General features: G+C 46.7%; 15 protein-coding genes. 12 read left to right on the top strand and 3 right to left on the bottom strand.

The genetic code is table 11. From position 1 onward, the window contains the following. Positions 1-494 precede the first annotated feature (494 nt). The 9 genes from FJ444_RS04605 (at position 495) to FJ444_RS04645 (ending at position 13,390) form a co-directional block, all read left to right on the top strand. Positions 495-3,797: an MHYT domain-containing protein gene (locus FJ444_RS04605; protein WP_140956748.1), complete on the top strand. Its 3,303-nt coding sequence runs from the start codon at positions 495-497 to the stop codon at positions 3,795-3,797. A gap of 5 nt (positions 3,798-3,802) precedes the next feature. Next, positions 3,803-4,795: a two-component system response regulator gene (locus FJ444_RS04610; RefSeq protein ID WP_140956749.1), complete on the top strand. Its 993-nt coding sequence runs from the start codon at positions 3,803-3,805 to the stop codon at positions 4,793-4,795. Positions 4,796-5,139: 344 nt separating this feature from the next. Continuing rightward, on the top strand, positions 5,140-5,598 hold the full coding sequence (rimP, locus tag FJ444_RS04615; protein WP_140956750.1) for a ribosome maturation factor RimP: 459 nt from the start codon (positions 5,140-5,142) through the stop codon (positions 5,596-5,598). 51 nt (positions 5,599-5,649) lie between these two features. Continuing rightward, complete coding sequence (nusA, locus tag FJ444_RS04620) at positions 5,650-7,143, top strand: transcription termination factor NusA (protein WP_140956751.1); 1,494 nt, start codon at positions 5,650-5,652, stop codon at positions 7,141-7,143. 24 nt (positions 7,144-7,167) lie between these two features. Continuing rightward, positions 7,168-9,777, top strand: coding sequence for a translation initiation factor IF-2 (gene infB / locus FJ444_RS04625; RefSeq protein WP_140956752.1), 2,610 nt, complete (start codon positions 7,168-7,170; stop codon positions 9,775-9,777). Positions 9,778-9,881: 104 nt separating this feature from the next. Further along, complete coding sequence (gene rbfA / locus FJ444_RS04630) at positions 9,882-10,289, top strand: 30S ribosome-binding factor RbfA (RefSeq protein WP_140956753.1); 408 nt, start codon at positions 9,882-9,884, stop codon at positions 10,287-10,289. 5 nt (positions 10,290-10,294) lie between these two features. After that, positions 10,295-11,275 (top strand): tRNA pseudouridine(55) synthase TruB, encoded by a 981-nt coding sequence (gene truB / locus FJ444_RS04635; RefSeq protein ID WP_140956754.1) that lies wholly within the window; start codon positions 10,295-10,297, stop codon positions 11,273-11,275. Between the two features lie 109 nt (positions 11,276-11,384). Next, the gene (gene rpsO / locus FJ444_RS04640) at positions 11,385-11,654 is read left to right on the top strand and encodes a 30S ribosomal protein S15 (RefSeq protein WP_140956755.1); all 270 of its coding nucleotides are present in this window, start codon (positions 11,385-11,387) and stop codon (positions 11,652-11,654) included. A 134-nt stretch (positions 11,655-11,788) separates the two neighbouring features. Next, on the top strand, positions 11,789-13,390 hold the full coding sequence (locus FJ444_RS04645) for a methyl-accepting chemotaxis protein (RefSeq protein WP_140956756.1): 1,602 nt from the start codon (positions 11,789-11,791) through the stop codon (positions 13,388-13,390). An 81-nt stretch (positions 13,391-13,471) separates the two neighbouring features. Here the strand turns inward: FJ444_RS04645 and FJ444_RS04650 are convergent, their stop codons facing one another. The 3 genes from FJ444_RS04650 to FJ444_RS04660 all read right to left on the bottom strand — a co-directional run bounded on the left by FJ444_RS04650 (position 13,472) and on the right by FJ444_RS04660 (position 16,696). Continuing rightward, entirely contained in the window at positions 13,472-14,248 is a 777-nt protein-coding gene (locus FJ444_RS04650; RefSeq protein WP_140956757.1) for a hypothetical protein, read from the bottom strand. 136 nt (positions 14,249-14,384) lie between these two features. Then, entirely contained in the window at positions 14,385-15,143 is a 759-nt protein-coding gene (locus FJ444_RS04655; RefSeq protein WP_140956758.1) for a thioredoxin family protein, read from the bottom strand. After that, positions 15,140-16,696, bottom strand: coding sequence for a bifunctional GNAT family N-acetyltransferase/carbon-nitrogen hydrolase family protein (locus tag FJ444_RS04660; protein WP_140956759.1), 1,557 nt, complete (start codon positions 16,694-16,696; stop codon positions 15,140-15,142). Before FJ444_RS04660 ends, FJ444_RS04655 begins: the two co-directional genes overlap by 4 nt. Positions 16,697-16,873: 177 nt before the next feature. Between FJ444_RS04660 and FJ444_RS04665 the strand changes: the two genes are divergently transcribed. The 3 genes from FJ444_RS04665 (at position 16,874) to ahpC (ending at position 20,284) form a co-directional block, all read left to right on the top strand. After that, positions 16,874-17,542 (top strand): 2OG-Fe(II) oxygenase, encoded by a 669-nt coding sequence (locus FJ444_RS04665; RefSeq protein ID WP_140956760.1) that lies wholly within the window; start codon positions 16,874-16,876, stop codon positions 17,540-17,542. 212 nt (positions 17,543-17,754) lie between these two features. Further along, the gene (locus FJ444_RS04670; protein WP_140956761.1) at positions 17,755-19,410 is read left to right on the top strand and encodes a response regulator; all 1,656 of its coding nucleotides are present in this window, start codon (positions 17,755-17,757) and stop codon (positions 19,408-19,410) included. 310 nt (positions 19,411-19,720) lie between these two features. Next, positions 19,721-20,284, top strand: a complete 564-nt coding sequence (gene ahpC / locus FJ444_RS04675) for an alkyl hydroperoxide reductase subunit C (RefSeq protein WP_140956762.1) — start codon at positions 19,721-19,723, stop codon at positions 20,282-20,284. Position 20,285: the final 1 nt, after the last annotated feature.

Below are 20,285 nucleotides of genomic sequence, written 5' to 3' on the forward strand. Positions count from 1 at the left end.
ATACTCAGCTCTCTGGAAGCCTGTTGCCTTGTGTTGGGCTTATTAAGCAGGGAGTATTGAGTGTTAATCTCAACATACCATCATTACTTAAATCGGATCGACCAGAATGACACCCTCGGTTGTTTTCTATTTTTATGATCCGATTTTTCCCCAAATGCGTAAAGCTCGTCGAATTACAGTATTGCTGACTATTTTTTAATGACAGCAATGCGTCTTAAGCAAAACAAAACAAAATGTAACTTAGGTTTAGGTTGTCGCGTTTATAGGCAATTTGTGTGCTACCCAGACATTCGTAATGCTTATGTATAAAGGGTTTGTTAATCCTGCTTAGTTGTACATCTATCAGATTTACATTGACTTTAACTCCGGTAGTAGGCACGCTGCTAAATACATATTTCAGCACTATTTATCATTGTTTATGCAATTAGGCCGCATATTCGTTTCCTCAGGATGGGGTCGAAGAGGCATTCAGCAGTACCATAAGGCATGCGGTTATGAATAACATCCTGTCCCTGTTCAACATCCCCGAATCCTCACTGGTTTTAACCGGAGAGTACGAACCATTTTTGGTTCTTGTATCTATTAGTATCGCTGTTTTTGCCTCTTTTATGGGATTCCAGGTTGCTACCCAGGCAAGCTCAGCCGGCACACCAATGGCAAAACGCCTGTTGTTAATGGTGGGGGCCATTGCTCAGGGGGTGGGTATTTGGTCGATGCACTTTGTTGGCATGCTCGCATTTGAATTGTGCACTTCCGTGAGTTACGACTGGCATATTACGTTAATATCGATGTTCCCTGGGATTGGTGCAGCCTGGGTTGCGTTGCGTTTCCTCACAACCAATACCATTGCGCCACTGCAAATAGCATTGGGCGGCGTGTTAGTCGGCGCGGGTATTGGCGCTATGCATTATATTGGTATGGCCGCTATGGAAATGGCGCCATTGCTAAAATACGACTCAGCGATTTTTGCGCTGTCGATAGTGGTAGCGGTACTGCTGGCCATGTTGTCGTTATGGGTTCGCAATGGGCTGCATAAAATCATTCGAACGCGTTTGTCCAATACGAATGTCAATATACTGGCCGGAATCGTAATGGGGTTTGCTATCTCCGGAATGCACTACACTGGCATGGCCGCCGCGCGATTTGTTAGCCCTCCCGGTTTAAAGTTAGTGCCCCAGGATTCTGAAGTCTCAGTATTTATGGCTGCAGTCATTACCTTTATTGCCACTATGGTTATCGCACTGGTGCTGGGCATTAGCCTGTTAGCGAAATATAAAGACATAACCAAGATTGCCAATGCAAATGAAAAACGATTAACCGGTCTGATGGACAGCGCCGTTGAAGGGGTACTCACCGTCAACTCTAAAGGGATTGTGATATCTGCCAACCCTTCTGTTACGCGTATTCTTGGTTGGAAACGCGAGCAACTCATTGGTGAAGACGTCACTAAAATTGTCCCGGAAAACAGGCGTCACCTGTACAGCAAGAATTTTTTCAGTCACGTGCAGGAGCCGAAGAACGAGAAACTGATTGGAAGTAGCAGGGATGTGTTAGCGCTGGACGTTAACTTACGCCCAATTCCAGTGAGGGTGAGCTTGTCTCACACTGAGATCGATAACGAGCCGTTTTTTATCTTATTTCTATCTGACATCCGCGAGCGGTTGGCAATGGAAAAAGCGGTGAAAGATAACGAAGAAAAGTTCCGCTCATTGATTGCCAATATTCCTGGCATTGCCTATCGCTGTTTGAATGATACTACCTGGCCTATGGTGTTCATTAGTAACGCGGTAGAAAAAATAACCGGATACAGCGCGAAAGATTTCTTGCTACCAGAACCCAAAATCAGTTTCAGCGACTTATTCCACCCTGACGATATTCCACTCATTGAAGCCGCCATCGCTGATCAGCAGGAATATACCATGGAATATCGGATTATTGCCCGCGACGGGTATACCCGATGGTTGCGGGAACATGGTCGGTTTATCCGAAATGACAATAATGAAATCGTCTGGTTGGACGGATTTATTATGGATATTACCGATCGGCGTAAAATGGAAAATGAATTGGTTGTTGCCAAGGATGTGGCCGAGCAAGCCGCTGCTTCACGTGCTGCATTCCTGGCGAATATGAGCCACGAAATTCGTACACCAATGAATGCAGTTATTGGCTTCAGTGACATCCTGCTGGATACCCCACTTAATACTGAACAGCACAAGCATGTGTCCACCATAAACCGTTCTGCGCGTTCGTTACTGCACTTGCTAAACGATATTCTGGACAGTGCCAAACTGGATAAAGGCAAGCTGGAACTCGAATACAATGATTTTATTCTTAGTGATGAAATCGATACTGTGATTTCCACTTTTTGGCTGGAGGCAAAGCGCAAAGGTCTGGACTTACAGGTTGATTTGTCTGGTGATCTGGCAAGTGCTTATAACGGCGCGCCAGAGCGTGTACGTCAGGTATTGAATAATCTTGTGGGTAATGCGGTAAAGTTCACCGAAAGGGGCAGCGTTTCACTTGTTGTTAAACCTGCAGAAACGGGTGGCGTGAGGTTTGTTATTTCTGATACAGGTATTGGTATGTCGGCCGCTCAGGTAACCAAGGTATTTGACGCGTTTGCTCAGGCTGATGCCTCTATGTCCCGAAAATTCGGTGGAACAGGGCTGGGTACCACAATCAGCAAGCAGTTAGTTGAGCTTATGGGCGGCACTATCGAAGTAACCAGTGAAATTGATACCGGCACTCAATTTGTTTTTACTTTGCCACTTAAGCCTGTTGAATCCGCACAACAAATTAAACGTCTTCAGGCCATGGTACTGCCAAGTCTGGATGTGTTAATTGTTGACGACATTGAACAGAATATTGATTTACTTAAGTTATTACTGGAGAGGGCGGGGCACAACGTCACTGTTGCCCAGGATGGACAGCAAGCTCTGCAACGAATGGCTGAGCAGCAATTTGATGTTGTGCTGATGGATTTACAGATGCCGGTAATGGACGGACTCACTGCGGCCAGTCAACGCCGGGAGTTCGAACGCCAAAACGGACTTAAACCAACCCCGATTATTGCGCTTACCGCCAGTGTTTTAGCTCAGGATAAAAAATCTGCATCGGATGCCGGTATGGAAGGGTTTGCAAATAAGCCCATTGACTTTCCTCTGTTGTGTAACGAAATTGCCCGAGTACTGGGTATTCAAGGCTCCGCTCTTGCCACCAAGGCAGAACCTGCTGACGCGGCGTTAATTGATTGGTCCAGGGGCGAAAGTTTATGGGGCAGCCAGATAAAGCTTATTCATGAAATTAAACGTTTTCAGGCGGACTTCGCCAATGAAAGAGCGCATTTTGACGAGCTCATTAATAATCAGGATTACATCGGTTTAAGATCGCTGGCACACCGTTTTAAAGGTGTTTCTGGAAACCTAGGGCTTATTCAGTTTATGCAAACCTGTAAGATCCTGGAAAGTGCTAACAATGACGATGCTGATCTGAAAACCGCTCTTGCGCGTTTACTTGTGATTAGTGACGAGGTTAATCAGGCCATTTCTCACGAACAGGAATCTGCCGCTGAACATGCCAGTCAGGTAAATCTGCAAGAATTGAAGTCGGTACTGTGTCAGTTGCTGGATGGCGTAAAGCACAACCGTGTTGACGAAACTGAACTTGTTGCGTTGGCAGCGTTTAAGCAGAGTCAATATGCCAGTGAAATTCAGGCTATACTGGATGCAATAGATGACTTTGAATTTGAACAAGCCATTACATTGCTCTGTGAACTGATTGAAAAATTAAACGGATAGAAGTAATGCAAAAAACGGCCTCTAAACCTACGTTATTGCTGGTTGATGATGAACCAGCAAACCTGCGCGTACTCAAGCATGTACTGGGTGAAAAATACAGTTTGGTTTACGCCAAAAATGGCGTTGAAGCGCTGCGTGTTGCACAAACCCAACTACCAGACCTGATATTACTCGACATTATGATGCCCGGTATGACCGGCTTCGAAGTGTGTAAGGAGCTCAAGCGCGAACTCATCACCCGCGCCATTCCGGTTATTTTTGTAACCGCACTCAGCGATGAGCAGGATGAAGCCGAAGGTTTTGCTGTCGGCGGTGTCGATTACATCACTAAACCTATCTCACCTGCGGTTGTGCAAGCCCGAGTGAACACGCACTTGTCGCTGGTGCAGGCTGACGAACTCAAGCGCACCCGACTACAGGTTGTGCAGCGTTTAGGACGTGCTTCCGAATACAAAGATAATGAAACCGGTATGCACGTAATGAGAATGAGTCATTATTCCAAGGTACTGGCGCTCGCGTACGGCTTCTCGGAACAACAAGCAGAAACGCTGTTGCATGCTGCCCCAATGCACGATATTGGTAAAATCGGTATCCCCGACCATATTATGCTCAAGCCGGGCAAACTCACGGAAGAGGAATTTGAGGTCATGAAAACACATCCTCAAATTGGCGCAGAAATATTAGGTGAAGCCGATTCTGATTTATTGCGCATTGCTAAATCTGTTGCACTGACTCACCATGAAAAATGGGACGGCACTGGCTACCCGAATGGCTTAAAAGCGGAAGATATTCCGATTGAAGGCCGGATTGTGGCAATCGCCGACGTGTTTGATGCCCTCACCAGTAAACGTCCTTATAAAGAAGCCTGGTCGGTAGAAAAAACGATGGATCTGATTAAACGCGAGTCCGGCGTGCATTTCGAACCTAAGCTGGTTGAGTTGCTGGAAGCTAACCTGCCTGCCATTCTGGAAATCAAAGAGCGCTGGAAGGAAGAGTAAACTGATTTGCACGCAACAGTGGTACTTTGACGTTGCTGTAGAATATATATTCAGCAGAAGGCAGTATGTTGGTTGATATGTTGGCAGACAGGCAGTATAATGCGCAGCAGAAATAGGTATCGAACAGCAGATTTGCATACTCAGATACCATTCCGGTTACATCAGCACGAAAGATTACCGATGTAACTTTGCCTAATGACGGCAAACTGGGACCGAATTTTTTTAGCAAGAAGCCCCGATTATCGGGGCTTTTTGTTACTGCGGTGTCAGGCACAACGCGATATCTGTAACAAGGTATCAGGACATTGGGCGTAATGCCCTTTTTTCGTTTTTGGAGGTTAGGATTGTCAAAGCTAGAACAGCACTTAACGGAGATGTTAACTCCGGCTGTAGAGGCACTGGGATTTGAGTTACTGGGCGTTGAGTTTGTGCGCGCAGGAAAACACTCAATCCTACGGGTATACATTGATCACGAAAATGGCATAAACGTTGACGACTGCGCGGATGTGAGTTTTCAGGTCAGTGCAATACTCGACGTTGAGGATCCGATTAACACTGAGTACAACTTAGAAGTTTCATCACCAGGCATGGACCGGCCGCTGTTTACCGAACAGCACTATGCCAAAGTGGTGGGCGAAATCGTCGCTGTCAAAATGGCTTTGCCTTTGGATAACCGACGCAATTTTAAAGGGAAATTACTTGCGTGCGAAAACGGTACGCTCACAGTCGAGATCGACGGGCAGCAATATTCGTTACCTGTTGGTGGGATTGAAAAAGGTAATTTGGTTCCAACATTCGAATAATAACGAAATGAGACCTGCTTCCCGGTCGGGAATGCAACCAGTGAGGCAAAGATGAATAAAGAAATTTTGTTAGTGGCAGAAGCCGTTTCTAATGAAAAACAAGTGCCCAGAGAGAAGATTTTTGAGGCCTTAGAATATGCCATTGCAAGTGCCACGAAAAAGAAAAACGAAGGCGAAATTGAAGTCCGTGTAAGCATTCATCGCGACACCGGTGACTTCGATACATTCCGTCGCTGGCGTGTTATTCCTGACGATCAGCCTCAGGAAAACCCATTTGCGGAAATGACATTATCGGCGGCTCAAATTGACGAGCCAGAGATTCAGATTGGTGATTATGTAGAAGAGCAAATTGAATCTATTGCCTTCGACCGTATTACCACGCAAACCGCGAAGCAAGTGATCGTACAAAAAGTACGTGAAGCTGAGCGTGCACAAATGATTGCGGAATACGAAGATAAAGTAGGCGAACTGGTAACCGGTACGGTTAAAAAAGTGAACCGTGATAACATTATTATCGACCTGGGTAACAACGCTGAAGGCGTTATTTACCGCGATGATATGCTGCCGCGTGAAACGTTCCGTCCAGGTGACCGTGTACGCGGTTTACTTTACGTAATTCGCCCGGAAGCCCGCGGCGCGCAGTTGTTTGTGAGCCGTACCCACCCTGAGATGCTGGTTGAGTTATTCCGTTTGGAAGTGCCGGAAATCGCAGAAGAAACGCTGGAAATTAAATCAGCTGCCCGTGATCCGGGTTCTCGCGCCAAGATTGCAGTGAAAACCAACGATAAACGCCTTGACCCTGTAGGGGCTTGCGTAGGTATGCGTGGCTCACGTGTTCAGGCGGTGTCGGGTGAACTGGGTGGTGAGCGTGTTGATATCGTATTGTGGGACGAAAACCCGGCTCAATTCGTTATTAACGCTATGGCTCCAGCTGAAGTGGCGTCAATTGTTGTAGACGAAGACAGCCACACCATGGATGTTGCGGTAGAAGCCGACAACCTGGCGCAAGCTATTGGCCGGAGTGGCCAGAACGTGCGGTTGGCAAGCCAGCTGACCGGTTGGGAACTCAACGTAATGACAGTTGATGATCTCAATAAGAAGCACGAAGAAGAAAATGCCAAGGTACTGGGTACCTTTGTGGATGGTTTGGACATCGATGAAGATTTCGCTTCTTTGCTGGTAGATGAAGGGTTTACCACACTGGAAGAAGTTGCTTATGTTCCTGCTAGTGAACTACTGGCAATCGAAGGACTGGACGAAGATACGGTAGAAGAGCTGCGCAACCGCGCTCGCGCCGCACTGACCACAAAAGCGCTGGCAAACGAAGAATCTCTGGAAGGGTCTGAGCCAACTGAAGAGTTGCTGAACCTGGAAGGCATGGAAAGACATGTTGCATTCGTGCTGGCAAGTAAAGGTATTACAGACCTGGAAGCTCTGGCAGAGCAAGGTACTGATGATATCTGTGAATTAGAAGGACTGGACGAAGAGAAAGCGGGTGAGTTGATCATGGCCGCGCGAAATAAAGTCTGGTTCAACGAAGAGTAAGGTCGACAAGGGGAAAAACGCGTAATGGCAGATGTATCCATTGAAAAACTCGCCAGTGATATCGGGACAAGCGTTGACCGGTTAGTCAGTCAGTTTAGCGATGCTGGCATTAATAAAGCAGCCGGCGACAGCGTAACTGAAGATGAAAAGCGTAAACTGTTAGATCATCTAAGCAAACAGCACGGCGGTGCCGGTTCAGGTGAGCCGACACGAATGACACTGAAACGCAAGACAACCAGCACGTTAAGTGTGGGTAAGTCTAAAGAAGTGAAAGTAGAAGTGCGCAAGAAGCGTACTTATGTAAAGCGTACCGATCTGGAAGAGCAGCGTTTAGCTGAAGAAGAGGCGCGTCGTAAGGAAGAAGAAGCGCGTCTGAAGCGTGAAGCAGAAGAGCGGGCAGCAGAAGAAGCCCGTTTGGCAGCAGAAGAAAAAGCACGCAAAGCAGAAGAAGCGCGTAAAGCAGCAGAAGAAGAGAAAGTGCGTCGTGCCGAGCGAGCCAAACAGGAAGCGGAAGCACGCAAAGCTGCAGAATCTGAAATGACGCTGGAAGAGCGTCAGGAACAGGAAGCTGCTCGTCAGGAAGAAGAGCGCCTGCGTAAACAGCAGGAAGAAGAAGCGCAACGCAAGCTTGAAGAAGAAGCCCGTAAAGCGGCAGAAGAAGCCCGCAGACTGGCTGAAGAGAACGAGCGTCGCTGGAAAGAAGAAGAAGAGCGTCGTAAGAAAGAAGAAGCGGAAGAAGTGCACATGCACTCTAACCGTTATGCTCAGGAAGCTGAAGACGAAGAAGATATGCAGGTTGAGCGTTCCTCTCGTCGTCGTAAGAAGCCGAAAAAGAATGCAAGTGAAAGCCTGAAACAGGGCTTTAACAAGCCAGCTGCACCGGTTGAGCGTGTAGTTAAGCTGGGCGAAACCATTACGGTTGGCGAACTGGCAAGCCGTCTTGCAATTAAGGTGCAGGAAGTCATTAAGACCATGATGAAGATGGGCGAAATGGCAACCATTAACCAGGTATTGGATCAGGACACTGCGGTATTGGTAGTGGAAGAGCTTGGTCACAAATACGAACTGGTTAACGACAACGCGCTTGAAGAAGAATTGCTGGCAGGTTCTGGTGCAGGTGAGAAAACAACACGTGCGCCGGTTGTTACTATCATGGGTCACGTTGACCATGGTAAGACGTCATTACTTGACTATATCCGCCGCGCTAAAGTGGCAGCGGGTGAGGCTGGCGGTATTACCCAGCATATCGGTGCATACAGTGTAGAAACCAAACTGGGCAAGATCACCTTCCTGGATACGCCTGGACACGCGGCATTTACAGCAATGCGTGCCCGTGGTGCAACTGCTACGGATATCGTAATTCTGGTTGTGGCAGCCGATGACGGTGTAATGCCACAAACTAAAGAAGCCGTTCAGCACAGCCGTGCAGCCGGTGTGCCGCTGATTGTTGCTGTTAACAAAATGGATAAAGAAACCGCCGATCCGGATCGCGTAAAAACTGAGCTTTCTCAGTTAGAAGTTATCTCGGAAGAATGGGGTGGTGAGAATCAGTTTGTTAACGTATCGGCGAAAACCGGTTTAGGTATTGATGAATTGCTGGAAGCTATTTCACTGCAAGCTGAAGTACTTGATTTGAAAGCTACGCCAAACGGTCCTGGTCGCGGTATTGTTATTGAATCACGTCTTGATAAAGGCCGTGGTCCAATCGCTTCTGTGCTGGTACAGGAAGGTGAAGTAAGAGCAGGTGATATCCTGCTGTGCGGTGAAGAATACGGCCGTGTTCGTGCGATGCGCGACGAAAACGGAAACGACGTAAAAGTAGCTGGTCCGTCTACACCTGTTGAGATCCTGGGTCTGTCAGGTGTGCCGGTAGCAGGTGAAGATGCATTGGTAGTACAAGACGAGCGTAAAGCGCGTGAAGTGGCTGGCAAGCGTCATCAGAAGAAGCGCGAGCTTAAACTGGCTCGTCAGCAGAAGGCGAAACTGGAAAACATGTTTGCGAATATGGAAGCCGGTGACGTGAGTGAACTGAACGTGGTACTGAAAGCCGACGTACAGGGCTCTGTTGAAGCGATTTCTGAATCACTGATTAAGCTGTCTACCAGTGAAGTTAAAGTGAATATCGTTGGTAGCGGTGTAGGTGGTATCACCGAAACTGATGCAAGCTTAGCGGCTGCATCAAGTGCTATTGTGGTGGGCTTTAACGTTCGTGCGGATGCAACTGCACGTAAAGTGATCGAAGCGGAAGAAATTGACCTGCGTTATTACAGCGTTATCTATGATCTGATTGACGAAGTGAAAGCGGCCATGAGTGGTATGCTTGCACCAGAATTCAGACAGGAAATCATTGGTCTTGCTGAAGTTCGTGACGTGTTCAAATCGCCGAAGCTGGGTGCCATTGCAGGATGTATGGTTACTGAAGGTATCGTGAAGCGCAGCGCACCTATTCGCGTACTGCGTGATAACGTGGTGATTTACGAAGGCGAACTGGAATCTCTGCGTCGCTTTAAAGACGATGTACAAGAAGTACGTAATGGTATGGAATGTGGTATCGGCGTTAAGAACTACAACGATGTTAAAGTGGGCGATCAAATCGAGGTCTTCGAGGTTATCGAAGTCCAACGCCAGATTTAATTATAAATCAATGAAATAGTAGGGCGGGGGCTATGTGCCCCCGCTTTTGTCTGTGAGTTTCAGGCAATGCGACGCGTGGCCTGACGGTAATTAGGAGAGTAACCATGGCTCGGGAATTTTCTCGAACTGACAGGGTTGCCCAGCAAATCCATAAAGAAGTGGCCAGTTTGCTGCAAAACGAATATAAGCACCGGATTGGCAACATGCCGTTTATTACGGTTTCCGGTGTTGAAGTATCACGGGATTTGGCTCATGCCAAAATCTTTATCACGTTTTACGAAAACGATCAGGAAGTGGTTAAGCACCATATGAAACTGCTGATTGAAAACATTGCGTTCCTGCGTGGGTTATTGGCAAGACGCGTTCGTATGCGCGCTGTTCCGCACCTGCATTTCTTTGAAGATAAATCAATTACCGAAGGGATGCGTATTTCTAATCTGGTCAGTGAAACGGTAGCGCGTGATAAAGCGCGTCAGAAAAACACTGATGAGGACCAGGAAGAGCAGGACTAAGCAATATGGCCAGGAAACGCAAAGGCCGTGCAGTTAACGGCATTGTGTTACTCGATAAACCATTGGGTGGCTCATCAAATCAATTGCTACAAAAAGTACGCTGGTTGTTTCAGGCTCAAAAAGCCGGGCATACCGGCGCACTTGATCCGCTGGCTACCGGCATGTTGCCCATTTGTTTAGGAGAAGCGACAAAGTTTTCTCAGTTTTTGCTGGATGCCGACAAAGAATACGAAGTCACCGCTAAACTGGGTATTCGCACTACTACATCTGACGCGGATGGCGAAATCGTTGAGGAACGCCCGGTAACGGTTAGCGAAGCAGAAGTCAGAGCGGCCTGCGAGTCATTTATTGGCTCAAGTAAGCAAATCCCGTCGATGTTTTCGGCTTTAAAGTACCAGGGCAAGCCGCTGTATACCTACGCACGTCAAGGAATAGAGGTTCTCCGCGAGGCGCGGGATATCACCATCTTTGCGCTTATCATTAACCGCATTGCGCTACCTGAAGTGGATATGACGGTACATTGCAGTAAAGGTACGTATATTCGCTCGCTGGTTGATGATATTGGCCAGCAATTGGGGTGTGGTGCCTACGTAACCCGCTTGCACAGAACCAAAGTTGCAGATTATCCGAACGATAAAATGGTACCCATTGAAGTAATGGCGGCTATGGTATCGGAAGACATCGCAACACGTGAATTCACACAAATTGACGAGTTGCTTCTGCCTATGGATACGGCTGTTAAATCGCTACCTACACTCTATATTGATGAGGAGCAGACACATCGACTGCAACATGGTCAGAGTGTCAGTGGGCAAACGGAATCACCGTTAGTCGCAGGTCAGTATTATCGTATATACGGTATTCTTCATGCCGAAGAAGCCTTTATGGGCGTGGGTGAAGCTGTGCTTAATCCAAAGGATCAAAAAGTAGAGTCCGACACCTTGTTTGTGTCTCCCCGGCGTTCTGTAGTTTACGACGAAGCTTAGTCGTTTAATTTTTGCTAAAGACTTGCGCGCCAAACCATGGCGAGTATAATACGCGCTCATTTCGCCAGACTGAATTAGTGATTGGTCTGGCATTTACTAGGAGAAATGTATGTCACTAACTAAAGAAGAAACAGCAAGCATCGTTGCTGAATATGGCGTTAAAGAAGGTGATACTGGTTCACCAGAAGTTCAAGTAGCTCTGTTGACTCACAACATCAACAAACTGCAAGGTCACTTCACTTCTAACAAGAAAGATCACCATTCACGCCGCGGTCTGCTGCGCATGGTTAGTCAGCGTCGTAAGCTGCTTGACTACCTGAAAGGCAAAAACGCTCAGCGTTACCTGGATCTGATCCAACGTCTTGGTCTGCGTCGTTAATTCGCAATCAAGTCTGAAAAAAGCGCCTCTTACGGCGCTTTTTTTGTGCCTGAAATAAAACGCCGAGTCGACCGGTCTGTGTTCCTATTAGTATTTATTTTCAATGCGCTAAGGCGCGGCAATAGTGAACAGGCATGCGAATTTCTATAAGTGTGAAGGTGATGGTGGGGTACCTGGTTATTCTCATCGGATTGGTCGTTTCTGGTGTGTTTATTCAACAATCACTGACTTCTATTACTCAGCAAAAGCGCGTGTTTACTGACAATGCATTGCCAGGCATGCTGAGTATCCAGACGCTTCAGCAAGATATTGCCCTAATGCATAACCTGGCTTTTGCGCTATACGGATATACCATCGAAAAGCCCCAGTACGAACTACAGCAATCTGCCTTGCGCAAAACCATTGCACAGCGTATTCAGCTTCTCGCCAGTGAGTACAGATATAACACATCGAACCTGACAACGCAGGAAAACCAAATGTACGCGGTTCAGGATGCATTGCAGGCACAACTGACTGCATCTGAAATAGACTGGGATGAGTCGAGGCGTTTGCTGGCAGAACTTGATGATTTAAAAAGTGCAATATCCGGTACATTAAATAGCATGTTAAATGAGGCAACCGAACAGGCAAACCAAGCCTCATCAGGTGTAGATGAGTCGATATTTAACCTTGCGTTAATTAGCATTGTGGCAGGCGTACTGGTGTTAAGCGTATCAATAGTCGCAGTGATATACGCTCACCGTACTTTGGTAAAACCACTGAAGTCACTGTCGGGCGCATTGCATTCGGTGGTAAGTCAAAAAGTGCTGTCAACCGCGTTACCGCCGGTAACTAATGATGAAATCGGCAAGGTGATTGAGCATGTAGGAGAGATGATGGCTGTGCTCAAAGCCGACAACCTTCAGCTAAATCATGTTGTTCAGGAAATTGTGCAGTCAACCGAACAACTTCAGGGCTCTGCCGGAGCCGCGGATCAGCAGGCCAGCAGCTTTAAACATCTGGCTGATTCAATGGCTCAGAATATCGTTAGTCTGGTTGCTCGTGCTCAGCAGGCCAGTGATGATGCAGTCAGGGTGTCAGGTGCTGCATTAGACTCTGCATTGCTGGTAAAACAAGGCGAGAAAGATGTGGCGTTAACGGCTGAGCATATCGTTAAATTAAAATCAGATATTCAGGCGTCGTCTCAATTACTCAATTCGTTACAGCACGCTGGCGATCAGGTTGGTTCGGTGCTGAGTGTAATAAGTGAAATAGCCGACCAAACTAACTTACTTGCGTTAAATGCGGCTATAGAGGCTGCTCGGGCAGGGCAACATGGCAGAGGGTTTGCCGTAGTGGCTGACGAAGTGCGTACCCTAGCTTCCCGCACGCAGGAATCCACTCTCAAAATTAATCAAATTTTAGACAAAATTGTAAGTTCGATTCAACACACTGTAGAGAGTATGAACAATAATCAGCATTACGCTGAACGGGCATTTCAACAAGCAAATCATACAGTGGCATCTTTGGCAAAATGTCAGCGAAGTGTTTTGTTGCTGAGTGACGACAATCAACAGCTGGCAAATGCTACACAGCAATCGGGACAGGCAACCGGGGCTATGCAGTCGGAAGTGTCGGCCATTCTGCAATCTGCTCACGCCTTAAAGGTATTAAGTGAAAAGACCCGCGAGCAAGCGCAGACTTTTGCGCAAATGAATAGCTTGCTGGCAAAACGAGCCAGTGCATTTACAGTCTGAGAATTGGCGTAAGGTAGACTCAAAACATCAAAAAGCCTGCATTTGCAGGCTTTTTGATGAATCAGCATTACACAAAGCGTGTCACGGGGTGGGCGTAGTTGGAGTACTGCCACTACTTGCAACGACTTTAGTTGCCAGGTTACGCAATTCCGTTTCCAGTGTAGAGATACGGCTGGATAACGCATTATTACGCTGCTCCAGTAACGCCAGTTTATCACTGAGGTTTTTCACGTTTTGTTGTTGAGATGTACTGCTGGTTGCTACCCTTTCCATCTGCACGTTAATCGCCAGCATTTCATCTGACACGCCAGCGACGTTGGCAGAGAGTGCGGCAAGTTGCGTTTTTTGGCTATCCAGGTTTCGGGAAACCTGGCCAATGGATTCCTGTAATTGCTTTTTGTCTGCAGTAGAACGATCAGTCAGGTCGGCAATCTCCTTTTGATTGCGACGCCAGGCCGATGCCCACAGTTTGTCCATTTGCTCCCACAATTCCGTGCTCTTATTAGTCAGTTCCGTGACCTTTATCTGCAAGGCTACGGTTGACTCACCAATTTCTTCACCGGTTGCCGACAGTTTGTTTTCAAGTTGCTGAATGCGTTGTTCAGCACCGCTGAGAAGTGCCTGCTGCTTTGTTGTGAGGTGGTACAGGTAACCTGCTGCTGCGCAGCTGCTTAGCCCGAACAGCAATGCAAATACCGCCAGACCTTTGCCGCCACTTGCGGGGACGGGAGGCTCTGTGGTCGCGCTGGTGCTTACTGTGGCGCGGTTAACAGGGTTACTTTTTGTTTGAAAATTACGGCGATCTTCTTCTTCTAACCGAATAGTAGGAAAGTCATCATTCCGCGAGTTATTGGCCATATTTCCTCTAATGACAATGTAAGCGCATGGTGCAATTAAAATATCTGTACTGCGATGTTATCGTTATTTAGTCGGCAATACCAACATTCCACAGTATTTTTAAACACAATCTCAGTGGAACGGCTGAACTGGCTTCTTACTCCCACAAAATAGCGGGGTATTCCGGCAAAGGCATTACTATTTCATTGTTATGATGGAAGCGAATCAGGTCTTGCTGAAGCTGAACGCGAAACGCTTTTACTTCGTTCCACTTTGGGTTGAGCGTTGGCGTGTTTTGGCCTTCATCCTTCTGTCTTAACAATTCACCCAGGTTTTGGTAGTGCGAATACAATGTCGTTGCCTGCTTGAGCTCAAAGTCCCTTAATTGCCCAGTGGTTTCGTTACTGCCTGAATAGGCTTTCCATGTTGAAGCCATGCCTGACAAGTAGTCTGTTAAGGCTGTTGCTGATTCATTGTGCGCAGATTGCCATATCACCAAAGAGTCGCGGTTGAGAACGGTTTTACTCGCTGGGTCAATCACCAGAACGGTGGGAGTAGCAAAGTATGCAGGGTAACCAAATTGGGTCAGCACACTCGATTTGTCTTCCAGGTATCCCACGTTTAAAGGCAGTACCTCAAACGCCTGGCTAGCCTGTTGTACGTGAGTGTCGTCGAAGTAACTGGCGAGCGCCCGGGAATCGTGGCACCAGTTTGCGCCCAGAATTAACAAAAGGGGTTTATTGCTTTCCATCGCCCGTCGCAGTGAATTATTTACCGCCGTTTTATCCTGCTCATTTGAGTATGAGGTGTAAAAATCAGCGGTATCGCTGGTCGCAGCAACAGTTGACCATGGCATAAGCGCGGTAAAAAACACACTTGCTACGAAAAGTTGGTTAAACCACCTCCAAGGAATCATTCGTCATCTCCTCCAATCCATTCTACCCGATACAAATCCCTGCGTCGGTCAAGGTAATTGCGCACTGAACCCTCGTTTTGAAGACGCGTTAATTTATCCAGATCTAAATCTACAATAAGTGTCATTTCTGTATTGGGTGTCGTTTCTGACACGATTGCGTCATGGGGAAATGCAAAATCAGAAGGAGAAAACACCGCCGTTTGCCCGTATTGAATATCAACGTTATCTACTTTGGGCAAATTACCCACACTACCCGCAATAGCGACATAGCATTCGTTTTCAATGGCGCGAGCCTGAGCACATCGGCGCACACGCAGGTAACCGTTTTTGGTGTCGGTCCAAAAAGGAACAAACAGGATTTGCATTTCCTGATCCGACAGTAATCGGGCTAACTCCGGGAATTCCACGTCATAGCAAATCAGTATGCCAATCTTGCCAAAGTCGGTATCGAAGCATCGAAGGTGATTACCGCCTTTCATGATCCAGTCTTTTTTCTCATGGGGGGTAGGGTGAAGTTTGTACTGACTCTCTATGGTGCCATCGCGTTTGCAGAGATAGCTGACGTTATACAATTCTTCGTCTTCGGTTACCGGCATAGAGCCAGCGATAATATTAATGTTATACGACACCGCCAACCGTGACGTTGCAGTGAGAATCTCGTCGGTATAATCCGCTAAATGCCAAATGGCATCGATGGATGAGTCTGAAGGGCTTAAGCCCATTAATGGCGCGTTGAAAAACTCCGGAAATAAAGCAATATCGCAGCCGTAGTCGGATAACGCATCGACAAAATATTCAACCTGCTGTATGAGCTCCCCAACGTTTTCAAAGTAACGCATTTGCCATTGCACGCAGCCAATTCGCGCGTTGGATTTTTTCCCGCCGATTAAATTTGGGTTTCCCGGTTCGTAATATATGTTGTGCCATTGCAACAGCGTGGCATAGCCCTTTGATGCGCGATCTTCGGGCAGGTATGCCTGCATAACTTGCTTAACTTCAAAACCATTAGATAACTGGAAAGTCAGTATCGGATCGTAAATATCTTTGGATTTTACCTGTTCAATGTATTCATAGGGCGACATCTCCCCGGCATGCTTAGCGTAATTGGGGATCCGTCCACCTGCCATTATCGATTTTAAGTTAAGGTTACGGCAAAGCTCTTTGCGAGCCTCATACAATCTGCGTCCTAATCGCAGCCCGCGGTATTTGGGTGAAACAATGACTTCTACCCCGTATAACACGTCGCCATTTGGATCGTGTGTGGTGAGATAGGCATCGCCAGTAATTTCGTCGTAGGAGTGTTTATCGCCGAACTGGTCATAGTCAACAATCACAGAAATGGCGAAAGCGACAACGGTTCCTTTGTCTTCAATACAGATTTGACCTTCGGGAAAGGTATTTACCTGAGCCTTAAAATTATTGTAGGGCCAGGCGCCACCAACATGGCGATATACGTCATCCATCAGTGCTTTCACATCCTGATAGTCGTCCAGGGTGAGGTTGCGCAACTCAAAATGATGTTCGGTATCTTCAATGCTGTTTTCTGCACTCATAGTATCGACGTCCTTATGACTTCTGATGTGTAATTCAACATAGCATGATGGTTTTGGCATCTCTACCGCTACGCGATGACAGGTATTTTCAAAAAGTTAGTCTGTAGAAAAAAAATAGCTTGAGTTGAGGAGATTTTGAACATATAAAACGCGCATTATGTAACTAGGCTTAACACTGTGGCTATTCAAGCGGACATTCACCTCACCAATAACCAGGAAACTGACAATACGCCTTCATTTTCAGTTATCGCAGACGATATTCGTGCAAAGGGATTTAGTATCCAACATGGCGTATTACCCCCTGGGTTATTAGATGCACTGGCGGTTCGTGCGCAACAATTACATCGTTATGATCCGGCTGGTATAGGCAGAGAACAACAATTTCAGCAGAATCAGTTTGTCCGCACCGATGAAATTTGCTGGATAGACGGCACCTTGCCGGAAACACAGGAATGGTTAACCTGGACAACCAATCTTAAAACCTACCTGAACCGGCACTTGTTTTTAGGGTTATTTTCTTTTGAAAGCCATTTTGCCCACTACCCGCCCGGGAGTTTTTATAAAAAGCATTACGACGCGTTTCAAGGCGAAGCCAATAGGGTGCTGTCGGTAGTGCTTTACCTGAATTCAAACTGGGCGGCTGACGAAGGCGGGGAACTGGTTATCTATTCGCAAGACAATGCTGATGATACAGTTACGGTTACCCCATTAATGGGCACTATGGTGATATTTCTGAGTGAAGAGTTTCCTCATGAAGTGTTGCCTGCAACACGTGATCGTTTCTCTATTGCCGGCTGGTTTCGTGTAAATAACAGTACCGCTCAGCGAGTTGATCCGCCCAAATAATTCCATTTAACGCGTTTCACTGATTACGCTGAAGGCATGTCATGTCAATTTCTGGTAAACAGAGTATGGCAGTTTTATGAAAATCGGGATAACATCAGATTTAGTAAGGTCTAACGTTGCGTTTTACCTCATAAATATCGTAGCTAAATAATTGATTTGGCTGATGTTAACAACTCGACATGGAACGCATTAGGAGTTAAGTGGCTGCCTTCATGGAAAAAATACCATTACCCAAGAGTATTGACGAACTAAAAGTACTGGTTGTTGACAACCAGGGCTTGATTCATGACTTAGTTAATTCAGCTTTAATCGATCTTGGGGTAAAGAAGGTAAGCAGTGCGCAGAATGCGTATCATGCTGTACGTCTTTGCCAGGATGATGAGTTTGATGTTGTGTTGCTGGCCTTCAACGTAAGCAACGACAAAGACGGCTTTCATTTATTTGAAGAGCTCAAACATCACCAGTACATTTCAGATAAAACCACCGTTATTTTCTTAAGTGCAGAAACCAACATGGAGTTGGTGAATTGCATTATCGAGTTACAGCCGGATGATTTTTGGGTAAAACCGCTGGCAAGACAGCGTATTCAGCATCGTTTTCGTTATCTGGTTGATATCCGTCGCAAGCTCAATAAGCTTATGCACTGTTTGGATAACGGCGATTACGCCGCGGCAATTTACCAGGCTGAACGGGGTCTGAAAGACAGTTCGGTAATAGAATATCATCCCAGACTGAAGCGTATTATTGGTGATTGCCTGATGCAATTACGGGATTATGCCAGTGCTGAGAAATACTTTACGGATTTAAAGTCGGAATATAACCACGCCTGGGTGCACATTGGCCTGGCGAAATCCTTGTTCAGACAGGACAAGGTGGAAGAAGCAGAGCTGCTGGTAGAAGATTTGTTACAGCGTAACGACACCAAATTTTTGACCTACGATTTACTCGCTCAGTACTACATTGGCAAAGAACAATTCGATATAGCGTATGAGCAGGTTAAAGCCGCCAGTAAACTCGCGCCGCGCAACATTGAACGCAATAAAAAGTTATGGGACCTTGCGCGCCTTAACCGCGATAAATACGGGCAACTCGAAGCCGTTCAGAATATGGCGAAGTACGCCAAAAACTCTATCCACGATTCTCCCGACCTCACACTGAATGTCATCCGTACCATGGTCGATCTGGCCGCTTCTGTTTCCGGAGTGGAATCCGAAAAAATTCAACGCAGCTTGCAAAAAGAGTTGGCTGATTTAAGTCGTATGGCAGGTGCTAATCAGGCATTGTCGAATCAGTTGGTGGTGATCAAAACTCGCTTGTGTTGCTTACAGCAGAAGAAGCGCGAAGCTGAGAAGTTGTTAAAAGAAGGCCTGGATGCCAATGCCAATATGAATCTCGAAGACAACCTGGATTTAATGAAGGCTTACCACGAATTAGGCATGAAGGAGAATTGCCTGAGTATTCTGGATAAGCTGCGTTCGCAGTTAGCGGGCGATACACTAGCCAGCCAGGTAGTAGATGAATACCTCAAGCGCGAAGAAATTGAGCGCCGTGAAATTAAGTTTACCACCAAAGAGCTTAAGGATATGGCGGCAGTAAATTATCGCGAGAACCGCATGATACCTGCCTACAATAATTTGTGTCAGGCCTTAACACTGTCACCGCACGACAAATCAATAGCGCTGAGCTTGCTAAAAGTATTAGTGCAATTAAATAAAAAAGACCCCCTTACTGACGAACAGTACGAAGTGGCATCCAACGCCTCACGCTTGTTGCACAGCAGTAGCCTGGGCGGCGCTCAGCGCCAAAAACGCGATGAGTACCTTACCGCGCTGGGGATTAATGAAGTGCAACTGTCGGTCATTCCATAACGTCATCGCAAATCAGTGCTGGTTATTACTTTGCCAGCACTACCTCCATTTTCTTTATTGATTAATCTCTGTACTTATCTTCTTTTTAATAGCTTTTTCTGAATCAACCTTTCAACAAATCCAATTATAAATTGTTTTGCTAAGGGGCTATTCTTGTCCCAAGTCAAACGTTACTGACTTCAAGGCATCCGATAACCTTGAATTCTCGTATCGAACCAACAAGTCAATAGCAGTGACTTTGCACGCAAAAAGCAGTGCTATTGATTCTGTAAAATTGAAATGTAACAACCCTAACTTTTGGAGAAAGTAAATGGCTTTAATCAACACACAAATTAAACCGTTCAAAGCTCAAGCGTTTAAAAACGGCGAGTTCGTAGAAGTAAGCAGCGAAGACATCAAAGGTAAGTGGGCAGTATTCGTATTTTATCCAGCAGACTTCACGTTCGTATGTCCTACTGAACTGGGCGATGTAGCTGACAAATACGAAGAACTGCAGTCACGTGGTGTAGAAGTATTCTCAGTATCTACTGACACTCACTTTACCCACGCAGCGTGGCACCAGGCTTCTGAGACCATTGGCAAAATCAAGTTTGCAATGATCGGCGACCCAACTGGCACTATCACTCGCAACTTCGATTGTATGCGCGAAGATATGGGCCTGGCAGATCGCGGTACCTTCGTTGTTGACCCAGATGGCGTAATCCAGGCAATGGAAATCACTGCAGAAGGCATTGGTCGTGACGCAGACGACCTGGTTCGCAAAGTTAAAGCGGCTCAATACGTAGCGTCTCACCCAGGTGAAGTATGTCCTGCTAAGTGGAAAGAAGGCGAAGCAACGCTTGCTCCTTCATTAGACTTAGTTGGCAAAATTTAAG

Origin of the sequence: Aestuariibacter sp. GS-14 (assembly GCF_006494365.1) — a bacterium.
Lineage (GTDB): Bacteria > Pseudomonadota > Gammaproteobacteria > Enterobacterales > Alteromonadaceae > Alteromonas > Alteromonas mangrovi.